This is a genomic window from Desulfovibrio faecalis (assembly GCF_053570625.1).
On record NZ_JBRBQR010000001.1, the window covers coordinates 3245771 to 3259547 of the forward strand.

10 protein-coding genes are annotated in these 13777 nt (G+C 60.6%); 4 read left to right on the plus strand and 6 right to left on the minus strand.

The genetic code is table 11. The features are described from left to right. Positions 1-15 precede the first annotated feature (15 nt). From ahbD to recA, 5 genes are all read right to left on the minus strand, one after another. Positions 16-1233, minus strand: a complete 1218-nt coding sequence (gene ahbD, locus ACUZ79_RS14285) for a heme b synthase (protein WP_449251990.1) — start codon at positions 1231-1233, stop codon at positions 16-18. After that, the gene (hemB, locus tag ACUZ79_RS14290; RefSeq protein ID WP_240825384.1) at positions 1233-2219 is read right to left on the minus strand and encodes a porphobilinogen synthase; all 987 of its coding nucleotides are present in this window, start codon (positions 2217-2219) and stop codon (positions 1233-1235) included. Before hemB ends, ahbD begins: the two co-directional genes overlap by 1 nt. A gap of 272 nt (positions 2220-2491) precedes the next feature. Next, the gene (ahbC, locus tag ACUZ79_RS14295; RefSeq protein WP_240825386.1) at positions 2492-3676 is read right to left on the minus strand and encodes a 12,18-didecarboxysiroheme deacetylase; all 1185 of its coding nucleotides are present in this window, start codon (positions 3674-3676) and stop codon (positions 2492-2494) included. A gap of 10 nt (positions 3677-3686) precedes the next feature. After that, entirely contained in the window at positions 3687-6362 is a 2676-nt protein-coding gene (alaS, locus tag ACUZ79_RS14300; RefSeq protein WP_240825387.1) for an alanine--tRNA ligase, read from the minus strand. A 79-nt stretch (positions 6363-6441) separates the two neighbouring features. Next, positions 6442-7524 carry a recombinase RecA gene (gene recA / locus ACUZ79_RS14305; RefSeq protein ID WP_215648310.1) on the minus strand — a complete coding sequence of 361 codons (1083 nt, stop codon included), beginning with the start codon at positions 7522-7524 and terminating at the stop codon, positions 6442-6444. Between the two features lie 210 nt (positions 7525-7734). On the opposite strand from recA, the gene ACUZ79_RS14310 reads away from it, so the two are divergent. From ACUZ79_RS14310 to ACUZ79_RS14325, 4 genes are all read left to right on the plus strand, one after another. Then, on the plus strand, positions 7735-8886 hold the full coding sequence (locus tag ACUZ79_RS14310) for a tRNA(5-methylaminomethyl-2-thiouridylate) methyltransferase (protein WP_449251991.1): 1152 nt from the start codon (positions 7735-7737) through the stop codon (positions 8884-8886). A gap of 333 nt (positions 8887-9219) precedes the next feature. Continuing rightward, a complete protein-coding gene (gene dksA / locus ACUZ79_RS14315) occupies positions 9220-9582 on the plus strand; it encodes an RNA polymerase-binding protein DksA (protein WP_022659715.1) in 363 nt (120 codons plus the stop codon). A 429-nt stretch (positions 9583-10011) separates the two neighbouring features. Beyond that, the gene (locus ACUZ79_RS14320; protein ID WP_449251992.1) at positions 10012-11706 is read left to right on the plus strand and encodes an NFACT RNA binding domain-containing protein; all 1695 of its coding nucleotides are present in this window, start codon (positions 10012-10014) and stop codon (positions 11704-11706) included. Positions 11707-11748: 42 nt separating this feature from the next. Beyond that, positions 11749-12450, plus strand: coding sequence for a hypothetical protein (locus ACUZ79_RS14325; protein WP_449251993.1), 702 nt, complete (start codon positions 11749-11751; stop codon positions 12448-12450). A gap of 94 nt (positions 12451-12544) precedes the next feature. Here ACUZ79_RS14325 and ACUZ79_RS14330 read toward each other — a convergent pair whose 3' ends face one another. Continuing rightward, a complete protein-coding gene (locus ACUZ79_RS14330; protein WP_192112697.1) occupies positions 12545-13756 on the minus strand; it encodes an acetate kinase in 1212 nt (403 codons plus the stop codon). Positions 13757-13777 lie beyond the last annotated feature (21 nt).

The window sequence follows — 13777 nt, forward strand, 5'->3', positions numbered from 1 at the left end:
CGTTCCTCGTGTGGCTCAGGGGTTTTCCTTGCGGCGCAGTTTGGCCGGAATGTAGGTGCACAGGGGTTCTTCACCCATGTGGTCGCCGTCCATGCTGTGGGCGCGGGCGCGGCAGCCGCCGCAGACCTTGTGGTATTCGCACACGCCGCACTTGCCCGTGTAGCAGGACTGGTCGCGGAACTGCAAAAAGTATTTGCTCTCGCGCCAAATCTGCGGGAAGGGCGTTTCGCGCACGTTGCCGCAGTTCAGTTCGAGGTAGCCGCAGGGCTGTACCTGCCCCACGTGGCTGATAAAGCAGAAGCCCGTGCCGCCAAGGCAGCCGCGTGTGAGGGCGTCCATTCCGAAGGTTTCGGGCGTAACGCTGATGCCTTCTTCCTTGGCGCGCTGGCGCATGATGCGGTAGTAGTGCGGCGCGCAGGTGGCCTTGAGGTGCATGCTGGTGCTTTTGCGGAAATCATACAGCCAGTGCAGCACGTCTTCGTATTCCTGCGCGGTGATGACCTGATCGGCCAGGCCGGAGGCGCGGCCCATGGGCACCAGCAAAAAGATGTGCCATGCGGCAGCGCCGATGCGCTCGCACAGCTCAAAAATCTTTTTGAAGCTGCTCAGATTGTTGCGCGTGACCGTGGTGTTGATCTGAAAGGGCACGCCCACGGATTTGAGGTATTCGATGCCGCGCAGCGAAGCTTCAAACGCGCCGGGTACGCCCCGGAAGCTATCGTGGCTGGCGGCGTCCGGCCCGTCAATGGAAATGGAGCAGCGGTTGACCCCGGCATCCTTGATTTTTTGCGCGTTCTCTGGGGTAATGAGGGTGCCGTTGGGCGAAAAGGCGCAGGGCAGCCCCTTGCTGTGGGCATAGGCCACCAGCTCGTACACGTCGGCCCGCATCATGGGGTCGCCGCCTGTAAAGATGATGATGGGTTTGCCCACCTGCGGAAAGGTATCGATGAGCGCCTTGGCTTCCTCTGTAGAAAGCTCGCCGGGGTACGGTTCCGTGTGGGCCTCGGCGCGGCAGTGCTTGCAGGCCAGGTTGCAGGAGCGGGTCACTTCCCAGGCGATGAGGCGACAGGCGGGGCTGCCGTCTTCAAGGGTGCGCAGGGGGGCTGATATGCCGTCGGGATGCCCGGCGGAAGGATTGCCCGCAGCGCCTGCGGGGTGCCCGCCCGGATGCCCGCCCGGATGACCTGCGGGATGCCCGCCCGGGTGTCCCATGGTGTGAGGATGATTGCTCATTATCGTGCCAGTCCTTCGCGCAGGATGGTTTCTGTAAAGTAGGTGATGATCATGTCCGCCCCGGCGCGTTTCAGGCCCGTGAGGGATTCCAGCATGACGGCGCGTTCGTCAATCCAGCCGTTGAGACCAGCCGCGCGGATCATGGAGTATTCGCCGCTCACCTGATAGGCGCACAGGGGTACGCTGGTATTGTCGCGCACAGTACGAATGATGTCGCTGTAGGGCCCGGCGGGCTTCACAATCAGGGCGTCCGCGCCTTCTTCTAGGTCGGCAAAGGCCTCAAGCAGGGCTTCGCGGGCGTTGGCCGGGTCCATCTGATAGGATTTACGGTCGCCGCAGGCCGGAGCGCTTTCCGCCGCTTCGCGGAAGGGGCCGTAGTAGGCCGAGGCATATTTGACGGCATAAGACATGATAGGCGTTGCCGTAAGGTCGCCTTCGTCCAGCGCCTCGCGGATGGCGGCTACCCGACCATCCATCATGTCGGAGGGGGCGACCATGTCCGCGCCTGCCGCCGCATGGCTCACCGCTGTTTTGGCAAGCAGGGGCAGGGTGGCGTCGTTGTTCACTTCGCCAGAGGGCATGAGTACGCCGCAATGCCCGTGACTCATGTATTCGCACAGGCAGACGTCAGTGATGACGTAAAGCTTGGGCCAGCGGTGCTTGAGCAGACGCACGGCCTCCTGCACGATGCCGTCCTCGGCGTAAGCGCCGGAGGCGTATTCGTCCTTGAGTTCGGGAATGCCGAAAAGAATGACGGATTTCAGGCCTGTATCCACGGCCTTTTCCACCTGTTTTTCCAGTTCGGCAAGGCTGAGTTGGAACTGACCGGGCATGGAGCCTATTTCTTTGCGAAAGCCCTTGTCGTCAGTTTCCACAACGAAGTAGGGCATGATGCAGTCTTCAACCAGAAGGGGCGGGGTTTCGCGTACTAGGGAGCGCAGTTCCGGAGTGGCGCGAAGGCGGCGGCCTCTATGGAATGTGGTCATGGCTGTTGTCCTTTATTCTGCGTGTTGCAGGTCGGTGCTTGGCCAGCCTGTGCGGCAATGCTGCCGGTGATGCAGTCGTTATTCTGTATGGCAAGTACGCGGCTGGCGCGACTGTTGTTTGCACAGCGGCTGCCGGGTGCTTTGTGCAGTATCAGTATGCCCTTGTGTCCGTATAAAAAACAAGCGGCGCGCCTGGGCGGAACGTAGCGGGCTACGACCGGGGCGCGCCGCCATGCTTGCACATTCAGCGGAAAAAGGGCTGCGCCGGAGCGCTACTTGATGCCGATTTCCTCATCCGTCAGATAGCAGGCAGGATCCTGAGCCCATTCGTCGCCGTAATAGGCTTCGGCGCGGGCGCGGAAGTTGCCGCCGCAAATGTTCAGGAACTGGCACTTGGCGCAACGGCCCTTGACGTGGGCTTTCTTGTCCTTGAGCTTGTGCAGCAGTTCGATCTGCGGGTCATCCCAAATCTGCGAGAAGGGGCGTTCCAGCACGTTGCCAAAAGTGTGGTCGCGCCAGAACTGGTCGGCGTGAACCTTGCCGTCCCACGAAATACAGCCGATACCGCGACCAGAGCTGTTGCCCTCGTTGTACTGCAAAAGCTCAAAAACTTCTTCGGCACGCTTGGGATCTTCGCGCTTCATGCGCATCCACACGTAGGGGCCATCGGCGTGGTTATCGACAGTGAGGATTTCCTTGGGCTTGCCAGCGTCGAAAAGGGCGCGGGTTTCGTCCATGATAAGATCAAGCACGTGGCGGGTTTCGGCGTGATCCAGATCTTCCTTGATCAGTTCGGAACCACGGCCAGAGTACACCAGGTGGTAGAAGCAGGCGCGGGGCACTTCCAGATCCTTGAGCAGGCGGAAGATACCGGGAATTTCAGACACGTTGCGCTTGTTGATGGTAAAGCGCAGGCCCACCTTGAGGCCTTCGGCCTGACAGTTGGCAATGCCTTCGAGCGCTTTTTTGAAAGCACCGGGCACGCCGCGAAACTTATCGTGCACGGCTTCCATGCCGTCCAGCGAAATACCAACGTAGGAAAGCCCCACTTCCTTGAGTTCGCGGGCCTTTTCCTTGGTGATAAGCGTGCCGTTGGTGGAAATAACCGCACGCATGCCCTTGGAGGTGGCATGGCTGGCAAGCTCCACCAGATCCTTGCGCACCAGCGGTTCGCCGCCGGAGAACAACATGACCGGCGCGCCGTAGGCCGCCAGATCATTGATCATGGTCTTGGCCTGCTCGGTATTGATATCGTCCGAGCCGTCAACTTCAATGGCGTGGGCGTAGCAATGCACACATTTGAGGTTGCAACGCTGGGTCATGTTCCAGACCACAACGGGCTTCTTATCTTTGGAGAACTGCAACAGGTGCGAGGGCAGCTTGCCCGATTCGCGTCCGTAACGCAGGGCGTCGGAAGGCTCGACCTGTCCGCAATACAGCTTGGAGATGCCTATCATGGCCTTGTCCTTATTGTTCGATGCGTTGTTTCAGCACGGCAAAGGCCTCGTCAATGCCATCGGCCTTTGTGCCGCCCGCCTGGGCCAGGTCGGGTCTGCCGCCGCCGGAGCCGCCGCAGGGAGCGGCTACGTCCTTGATAAGCGCGGGAGCAGTGAATTTTCCGTGCAGGTCTTTGGAAACGTAAAGCAAAAGCCCCACCTTGCCGTCTTCGGCTGTTGCCAGGCAGACAACGGCATTGTCGGCAAGGCGCGAGCGCACATCGTCCATGACTTCGCGCAGGGCTTTCACAGGAACATTGTCAAGTTTGGCGGCCAGCATGCGCACTCCGTTGACGTCCTGCGCGCGGGCGGCCAGATCGGCCCCGGTGGCAGGAGCGGCGGCGGCCTTTTCCGAGGCCTTGCGCAGCTTTTTCACATCGCCTTGCAGGGCGGTCACGCGCTCGGCCAACTGGCCGGGGCGCGCCTTGAGTATGCCCGAAAGCGCGGCAAGTTCCGCGCGCTGTTCAACAGCCTGGGCATAGGCATTCCAGCCGGTTACGGCCTCAATGCGCCGCGTGCCGGCGGCCACGCCGCTCTCGGAAACTATCATGAAGGCCCCGGCCTCGCCGGTGCGTTCAAGGTGTGTGCCGCCGCACAGTTCCACAGATTCAGGTTCGCCCTTTTCCGCGCCGGAAACTGTGAGCACGCGCACAATATCGCCATATTTTTCGCCAAACAGGGCCATTGCTCCGGTTGCCATGGCTTCGGCCACGGGCATTTCCCTGGCGGCCACAGGCAGGTCGGCCATAATGGCGCGGTTCACGTCGCGCTCCACCGCCGCCAGTTCTTCGGGCGTGAGGGCCGCAATGTGTGAAAAGTCAAAACGCAGGCGGTGCGGGTCAACCAGAGAACCGGCCTGCTTCACATGGGTGCCCAGCGCGCGGCGCAGGGCGGCGTGGAGCAGGTGGGTGCAGGTGTGGTTGCGGGCAGTGGATTTGCGCTGGTCGGCGTCCACCTTGAGGGTGGCCTCGCCGCCCTTGTGCAGCTCACCCTTGGTCACTTCAATTTCATGCACCAGCAGGGTGGGGGCAGGCTTGTGGGTGGTCAGCACCCGCGCCTCGCCGGAGGTGCTTGCCAGCGTGCCCATGTCGCCAGCCTGGCCGCCGCCCTCGCCGTAAAAAGGCGTGGCAGCGGTAATGGCGTAGCCGGTGTCGCCTTCGCCAAGGTCGGCCACTTCTTCACCAGCGGCATTGAGCAGCAGGGTCAGGGGGCTGGTTTCGGTCAGGCGTTCATAACCCACAAAGGTACTGGTTACGCCAGCGTCCAGCAAGGGCTTGAACACGTTTGCGCCGTCAGCCTGGCCCAGTAGGCCGCCTTTTTTCTGATGTTCTCGGGCGCGCTTGCGCTGTTCGCCCATGTGCTTTTCAAAGCCCTTGGCGTCAGCGGTGAAGCCGCGCTTTTCGGCAACGTCAGTCACGATATCGAGCGGGAAGCCATAGGTGTCGTACAGCTTGAAGCAGAACTCACCAGGAATCTGCATCTGCCCGGCGGCCTTGAGGGTCGCCAGTTCTTCATCCAGAAGCTCCAGACCCTTTTGCAGGGTGAGGGAGAAACGCTGTTCTTCCTCATGCACGGCGCGGGCGATAAAGTCGGCATGTTCGGTCAGTTCGGGATAGGCGTCGCCCATCACTTCCGTAACCTTGCGGGCCACCTTGTACATAAAGGGTTCGTTCACGCCGATGAGCGTGGCAAAGCGCAGGGCGCGGCGAATCAAACGACGCAGTACATAGCCACGGCCCTCGTTGGAGGGCAGCACGCCCCCAGCCACAAGGAAGGCCGCCGAGCGGCTGTGGTCGGCAATGACGCGCAGGGCCGTATCCACATCGTTGGTGTCGGGCGCGCTGAAGCTGTAGCTCACATTGGCAAGCGATGCGGCGTACTGGATGATTTCCTGAAACAGGTCGCAGTCAAAGTTGGAGCGCTTGCCCTGCGCAACGGCGGCCATGCGTTCAAGCCCCATGCCCGTATCAATGTTGGGATTGGCAAGAGCCACGCGGGTGCCGTCGGCAGACTGGTCAAACTGGGTGAACACGAGGTTCCAGATTTCAAGGAACCGGTCGCAGTCGCACTTGCCGATGCCGCAGTCCGGCCCGCAAGACATGTCTTCGCCCTGATCCACATAAATTTCGGAACAGGGGCCGCAGGGGCCGGTATCGCCCATGGTCCAGAAGTTGTCTTTTTCGCCCATGCGCACGATGCGGTCGGCGGGCAGCCCGGCAACTTCGGCCCAAATGGCCGCAGCTTCGTCATCTTCGCGGAACACTGTGACCCAGAGCTTTTCCTTGGGCAGTTCAAGCTCCTTGGTTACAAATTCCCAGGCCCAGGTGATGGCTTCGCGCTTGAAATAGTCGCCAAAAGAAAAGTTGCCCAGCATTTCAAAAAACGTGTGGTGGCGCGCTGTGCGGCCCACGTTTTCAAGGTCGTTGTGCTTGCCCGAAACGCGCAGACATTTCTGGCAGGTGGTGGCGCGGCTGTATGCGCGCTTTTCCTCGCCAAGAAACAGCTTTTTGAATTGCACCATGCCAGCATTGGTGAACAGCAGGGTGGGGTCGTTGGGCGGAATGATGGGGCCGGATTCGACAATTTCATGCTGGTGGCGTTTGAAAAATTCGAGGTAGCGGCTGCGGATTTCTTTGGCGGTGAGCATTTACTGGCTCCGTAATGGGGTCTGCGCGAACAACGACCGCGCATCACCAAGGCGCGCGGTCGCAGGTAAAAAATGGCCTTTATTCGTAAGTGGGCGCGGGGGCTTCCCCTTCGTCCAGGTCTTCCACTGTGGGCGTGAATTCCTTGGGGTTCAATCCCAGGAATTCCACAACCTTGGCTTCAATCTGGTTGCGCAGATCAAGGTTTTCGTCCAGCAGCGCGCGTACTTTTTCACGCCCCTGGCCGAGCTTTTCGCTGCCAAATGCAAACCACGAGCCGCTCTGGTCGATGATCTTGGCTTCAATGCCGAGGTCAAGCAGTTCGCCGGAGCGCGAAATGCCCTGACCATACAGGATATCAAAAATGGCGCTGCGGAAGGGCGGGGCAACCTTGTTTTTGACCACCTTGACCCTGGTGCGCGAGCCGAAGGATTCTTCCTTGTCCTTGAGGGTCTGGATGCGGCGGATGTCCAGCCGCACGGAAGAATAGAACTTGAGCGCGTTGCCGCCAGTGGTGGTTTCGGGGCTGCCGTAGCCGGTGACGCCGATCTTCATGCGGATCTGGTTGATGAAGATGACAGACGTGCGCGATTTGTGGATGGTGCCAGTGAGGCGGCGCATGGCATGCGACATGAGGCGGGCGTGACCGCCTACCTGCGATTCGCCCATGTCGCCTTCCAGTTCGGCCTGCGGAATAAGCGCGGCCACAGAGTCGACCACCACAAGGTCAACCGCGCCGGAACGCACGAGCATGTCGGCAATGTCCAGCGCCTGTTCGCCGTAGTCGGGCTGCGAGATGAGCAGTTCGTCAGTGTTGACGCCGAGTCGCTTGGCGTAAGAAACGTCAAGGGCATGTTCTGCGTCCACAAAGGCGCAGGTGCCGCCCATTTTTTGGCATTCTGCGATGATGTGCAGGGTCAGCGTGGTTTTGCCCGAAGATTCCGGGCCAAAAATTTCGCTGATGCGCCCGCGCGGAATGCCCCCCACGCCAAGGGCCAGATCAAGGCCGATGGAACCTGTGGGGATCACGGGAATATTGACGTGGGCATCGTCGGAAAGCTTCATCACAGCGCCCTTGCCGTACTTGCGTTCGATGGTGGCAAGTGCGGTGCCCAAGGCCTCTGCGCGTGCGTTTTCCTGACTCATGGCCGGTTTCTTCGCCATAGCTCATTGCTCCGGGTAAAAATATCTTCAAGCGCGTCAGTGTAGCAGACCAAGGCGAGCAAGGCAAATGCCAGATCGGCGGCGGGCCTGCGCTCGTGCCGTCATTAATTGAGCATAATTACTGATAATGGGAATTGCAAGCGGCAAAAGCCGTGCAAGGCTTGCATCGCCCCCTTGCGTGCGGGCGTATGCTGTCGTACAAGCGCGGGCATGAGCGATTCTCCCCAAATCATCGTACTATTTTCCGGCGGGCTCGACAGCCTGCTCACAGCCAAACTGCTTGAACGTCAGGGCCTCGCCGTGCGTTGCCTGCATTTTTACTCGCCCTTCTTTGGCGGCGAAGCTCTGGCGGCACGTTGGCGCAAGACTTACGATCTTGATATTGTTACTCAGGATGTCGGCCCCCAGTTTGCCGCCATGCTGCGCCAAAGGCCGGAACACGGCTTTGGCAAGGTGCTCAACCCCTGCGTTGACTGCAAGATACTGCTGCTGCGCGAGGCCCGCAAATATATGGAAAGCGTGGGTGCCAAGGCTCTGGCCTCGGGCGAGGTTCTGGGCCAGCGCCCCATGTCGCAACGGCGCGACACGCTGAATGTCATCATGCGCGATGCCGCCGTGGCAGATATCCTGCTGCGACCACTGTGCGCCAAGCATTTGCCGCCGACCCCTGTGGAAGAAAGCGGGCTTGTGGACCGCTCGCGTCTGCTGAGCATCTGGGGCAGGGGCCGCACCGAGCAGCTGAATCTTGCCAAGGAATACGGCATCAAGGAAATTCCCACTCCGGGGGGAGGCTGCCGCCTGACCGAGCGCGAGAACGCCCGCCGCTACTGGCTGGTGCTTACGCGCTTGCCGGAGCCAAGCGCCAGTGATTTTACCCTTGCCAATCTTGGGCGTCAGTTCTGGCACAGCGAGGGACAGAACCACTACTGGCTGTGCGTTGGCCGCAACAGCGCGGACAACGACCTGCTGGCCGCCGCCGCAGGGCCGGACGACCTGATCCTGCGCATGCGTGATATGCCGGGGCCACTGGCACTGGCCCGCAATGGGGCCTTGTGGCCCGAGGACGTGCTGCGCACCGCCTGCCAGATGACAGCCTCCTACGCGCCCAAGGCCGTGGCCACTGGGGGGGATGTGTTTGTGCGCGCCCGCCGTGGCGAGGAATTCACAGACATATCCGTTCCCACGCAGCGTTGCGAGGATCTGTGGAACGAACCCGCCTGGGACGAGATAAAGGGCGTTATCCGCGCTGAAGCGCGCGAACGGCAGGCCGCACAGGATGCCGCCAAGGCTGCAGCACGCGAAGCCCGCTACGAGGCCGAGCGACTTGAAGCCGGACGGGAAGACAATCCAACTGGTGCCTGATTGCCACGCAACGTTCACCATAACTTTTTATTGTTGTGCTTTTATGACGCCTTAGGCCCCGGTTTCACCGGGATTTCTGTTTGCGCCAGTCGCCAAAGTGCATGCTTTGCGTAATCTTGAGGGCACAGCTTTACAAAGATTGCGCATGTAGCTATATGAGTCCATTGCATCAAAAGAGCATTTTCATTGAGAGGTGCTCTGAGCGGGCCATGCCGCCGCATGGCTGGCCAATGTAGGATATGCGGTGCGAATTGCTTGCGCCATGCATGTTCCTGCAAGGCCTATGAGTAGACCGTTCATGCGCCCCCCAGCGGCGTCCGCCGGAGGATTTAAATGGATCACAAGGATTTGGAATACTTTCGCAAGCTTCTTTCCGACATGCTTGAAGAAGCGAAGCAGAAGGGTGACAGCACCCTGGAAGAACTGACGGATAGCAACGAAGTGTTTGCCGACCCGGCTGACCGCGCCACTGCAGAATCCGACAGGGCCTTTACCCTGCGCATCCGTGACCGTGAGCGCCGCCTGATCCGCAAGATCCAGGCAGCCCTTACCCGCATTGACGATGGCACCTACGGGATTTGCGAAGACTGCGGCGACGACATCAGCGTTCCCCGTCTCAAGGCCCGGCCTGTGACGCGTTTGTGCATCAACTGCAAAGCCAAACAGGAAGAAGACGAACACCTTCGCGGCGATTAACGTCATTTCTTTGCCTTAAAGGCACTGTTTTTGTTGCTTTCGGCCAGGCGGGCGCTGCGCTCGCGCACTCCCGCTTGCGCCTGACGGCATGCATGCTTCGGGCAGGCTCCCGGTGGTTCCGCTTTGCAGCGGGGGGCTGGCGAACTGGGTCTACGAGATTTCTGGCCCGGTTGCAACGGACGTATCATGCCCACCGGATTGCCAGCGAGGCTGTTACTCAAACCGTCTGCGCAATTATGCCAGCCTGCGGTCTGCCATCGGTTGCGCCTGGAACTGCGTTTGCCGCTGCATCTGCGCATGCGCTGGGGACGTTGTGCGGCCTTGTCTTCAACAGGGCAAGGTCTTCCCTCCCGAGCCCCTGCCGCGCTTTGCCGCCTTGCACCTGTTTACTCCCCAGCCATTCACCTTGCCCCTAAGCCGGTTTTTTCTATGGATGCCCATCTTTTCCGCCGTTTTTGTGAAGACCTGGCCCCCTTGCTCATTGGCGCAAGGGTGGAAAAAATTCAGGAACCTGCTGATGGTCTGCTGGCTCTCATGGTTTACAGCGGTGGGCGCAAACGGCAGCTTTGTCTGCGTTTTGGGCGCAAGGAACCGTTCTGCTTTATTACCTCACAGCGCATCAGCGTTGGCCGTGCGCCTTCAGCCCCCGTCATGCGACTGCGCAAGTATGCCGCTGGTCGGCGTATTGTTGCCTGCGTGGCCCGTTGGAGCGAGCGCTGCTTGTGGCTGCTGCTTGGCGGCGGCGCAGAGGCTCTCCAACTGCCGCCATTGTCCCAACAGGGGCAGGGTGAGGCAGGCACGGAGCAATCTCCGCGTCTGACCTGGCTGCTGCTTGATCTGCGCGAAGGGCCTTCGCTCCGCTTTCTGGCTGAGAATGAATCGCCGGAAGACGAGCAGGCCGTCTGGCCGGAGCCTGCGCAACTGGCAGATGCCCTGAGCAACTGGCGGCAGTGGCCTGTGCTTACCCCCGCCCTGCGCCGCACCCTTGCTTGCCTCGAAGAACCGGAACAGTGGGCCTTGCTGGAGGACCTGCGGACTGGCGGCGGTGATGTGTTCTGCTACGGCCCCTGCGCGCCTGCCTCCGACAATGCCTCTGCAACGACCATGCTGCGTCCAGTGCTCGCCATAAGCGCTTGGCCTCTGCCCCCGGAACTGCAAAGGGCCTTGCAGGGCAAGAATGCGGAGGCATCATCCATTGCTGAATTTTGCGGGCCGGATGTCCTGAATCTGACCGAACTGGCAGGGCAGGACATGGTGCTTGCCCGTCTGGCTCTGGATCAGGCGCGGGAGGCGGCCCAGCCTCTGGACAGGCGGGCGCGCAAGCTCGCAAAGCTGCTGGAAAAACTGCGCGAGGAAGAAAACCGCCTTGGCAGGATGATGGCTTGTCAGGCAGACGCTCTGGCGCTTCAGGCCGAATTGTGGCGTTGGCCTGCGGATTTTCGTGCGGCTGCCGTCACTGTGGAAGAAGGCCCGCACGGTCCGGCGCGGGAAATACCGCTGGATCTGCGCTACTCTGTGCGCGAGCAGATGGCCCGCCTTTTCCATTCGGCCCGGCGCGGGCAACGTGGCATGGAGCATCTGGCTGTGCGGCGTGCGGCGCTGGAAGACGAGATGGCCTCCTTGCGTCAGGCCCGACCCGGCAGCTGGCCTGGCAGCCTGCTGGGCGCCACTGCGGGCGCTGCCGATGAGGCGGCTTCCGCCGGGCGCGCGGCTGGTGCCGGCATGGCCGCCACCCTGCCCAAGAATGTGCAGATGTTCATAAGTTCAGATGGGTTTGTGCTGCTGCGCGGGCGCGATTCCAAGGGCAATCTGGCCGCGCGCAAGCTTGCTGCCCCGCACGATATCTGGCTGCATGCGGAAAACGGCCCCGGTTCGCACGTGATTATCCGCCGCGCCCACGGCGGGCAGGAAGTGCCGCCGCGCACCCTTGACGAGGCCGGGGCGCTGGCCGCCTGCAAAAGCTGGCAGCGCGACGCCGCCCGGGCACGCATACAGTATGCAGAGGTGCGTCACGTCAAACCCATGCGCAACGCCCCTGCGGGCACGGTGCGCATCGACAAGTCGCTGCCCTCGCGCGAGGTTCCCGTAGATCTTGCCCTTGAGGAAACGCTGCTGCCCCGGTAAAGGGAAGCAAGCCCCACGGGCGCATTAGGGAGAGAGGTTTTCATGGATTTTACAGTTGAAGGCAAAGTTTTTCGGGCACGCGCCATTGATGCCCATGTGCTGGCAGTTGCCTCCTGGCAGGCATCTGCCCCGGATCAGGACATAGCTTTGGGCGGAGGCGCAACTCTGCGTATGCCCAGTGGACGGAAGCAGTGGCAGTGCGCTGTGGTTCGGCTTGAAAATGGCTGCGAGGTGCAGTTGCCCCTTCCGGATTCCTGCCCTGTTGCGCCCGGCGACTGCCTGAAGCTCGGTTGCCTTGGCCCGGCCTGCGTCGCAGAGGGCGGCGATGGCACGGCTCTGGAAGTCTATGCGGTGAGCAACCAAACATCGGGCTGGAAGCATGATTTTGTGGACGCAGCAGCCTTGATGAAACGTTGCGGCGTGAACCGCGTTACCGAATATGACCTGGAATCCTACCCTCTGAAAAAGGTCTGCAAGGTCAGCGTCATTGTCTTTCTGGTGGGGCTGGTCTGTTTCAGCTTTCTCATGCACCTGTTTACGGAAAGCATGGATGAGCTTGTGCGCCGTCTGCCCGAGGCCCTGTATATGAGCGCCAAGTTCGGCGGTATTGCCGCTCTGGTGGTAGCCGCTGGCGGCGGCCTGTACATGAAAAGCTCCAACGACTACAACCGGAAAAAGAAACAGGACAGCTATATTCAGCAGTTTGAGCAAGCCATGCGGCATGCGGTCGATACAGACAGCTAACGTTTTTTTCACCTGTTCAACCTTGCAATGGTACAAAAGGCCGCCTCCTTTCGGAGGCGGCCTTTGACTTGCAATAAGGCAAAAGTAAGGGAGCTTACTTTTTCAGCACTTCCACCGTAGCAAGAGCGATCTGGAGTTCTTCGTTGGTGGGGATGATGATCACGGGGATCTTGCTGTCCGGCGTGGTAATGATGCGCGCGCCGGGCTTGCGGGTGCTGTTTTCTTCCTTGTTCAGCTTGATGCCGAAGGCTTCAAGGCCTTCGCAGACCATGGCGCGGACGATGTCGTCGTTTTCGCCAATGCCGGCGGTGAACACCAGGGCGTCCACGTTACCTTCAAGCAGGAAGAAGTAGGAACCAAGGGTCTTTTTGATGCTGCGCACAAGCAGCTTGAGGGCCAGCTCTGCGCGTTCGTTGCCTTTGTCCACCTGGGCATGCACATCGCGCATGTCGGTGTAGCCGCAAAGGCCAAGCAGGCCGGACTTTTTGTTCATCAGGGTGTCGGCTTCGGAGGGGCTGAGGCCCTTCTTTTCCATGACAAAGGGCACAATGGCCGGGTCAATGGTGCCGCAGCGGGTGCCCATCACAAGGCCTTCCAGCGGGGTGAGGCCCATGCTGGTGTCAAAGCACTTGCCGTTTTTCACGCAGCTCATGGAAGAGCCGTTGCCGAGGTGCATGGTGATGGAGCGCAGCTCGGAAAGGGGCTTGCCAAGGAACTCGGCAGTGGCGTTGGCAATGTACTTGTGCGAGGTGCCGTGGAAGCCGTAGCGGCGGATGCGCAGTTCTTCGTACAGCTCATAGGGCAGAGCGTACATGAAGGCTTCCTTGGGCATGCCCATGCCGAATTCGGTATCGAATACGGCCACGTTGGGAACGCCGGGGAAGAGCTTTTCAGCCACTTCAATGCCCATGAGGTTGGCGGGGTTGTGCAAGGGGCCAAGCACGGCGCATTCTTCCACAATCTGCTTCACGCGCTCGTTCACCAGCACAGGATCGCTCACGGCTTCGCCGCCGTGCAGCACGCGGTGGCCGATGGCGTAGATTTCGCTCTTGTCCTTGATAACGCCCTTGTCGGCGTCGGTCAGCAGAGCGATGACCAGTTCCATGGCTTCCACATGGGTGGGGAAGAAGGCCTCGCGAACAAGCTTTTCTTCCTTGTCCGTATCGGGGGCGATTTTGTGGGTGAGGCGTCCGCCTTCCTGGCCGATACGTTCGGCAAGACCGGAGCAGAGCACGCTGCGCGTGTCCATTTCCAGCAACTGATACTTGCAGGACGAAGAACCCGCGTTAATCACCAGAATTTTCATAACTCTTCCTTTCTTGAACTT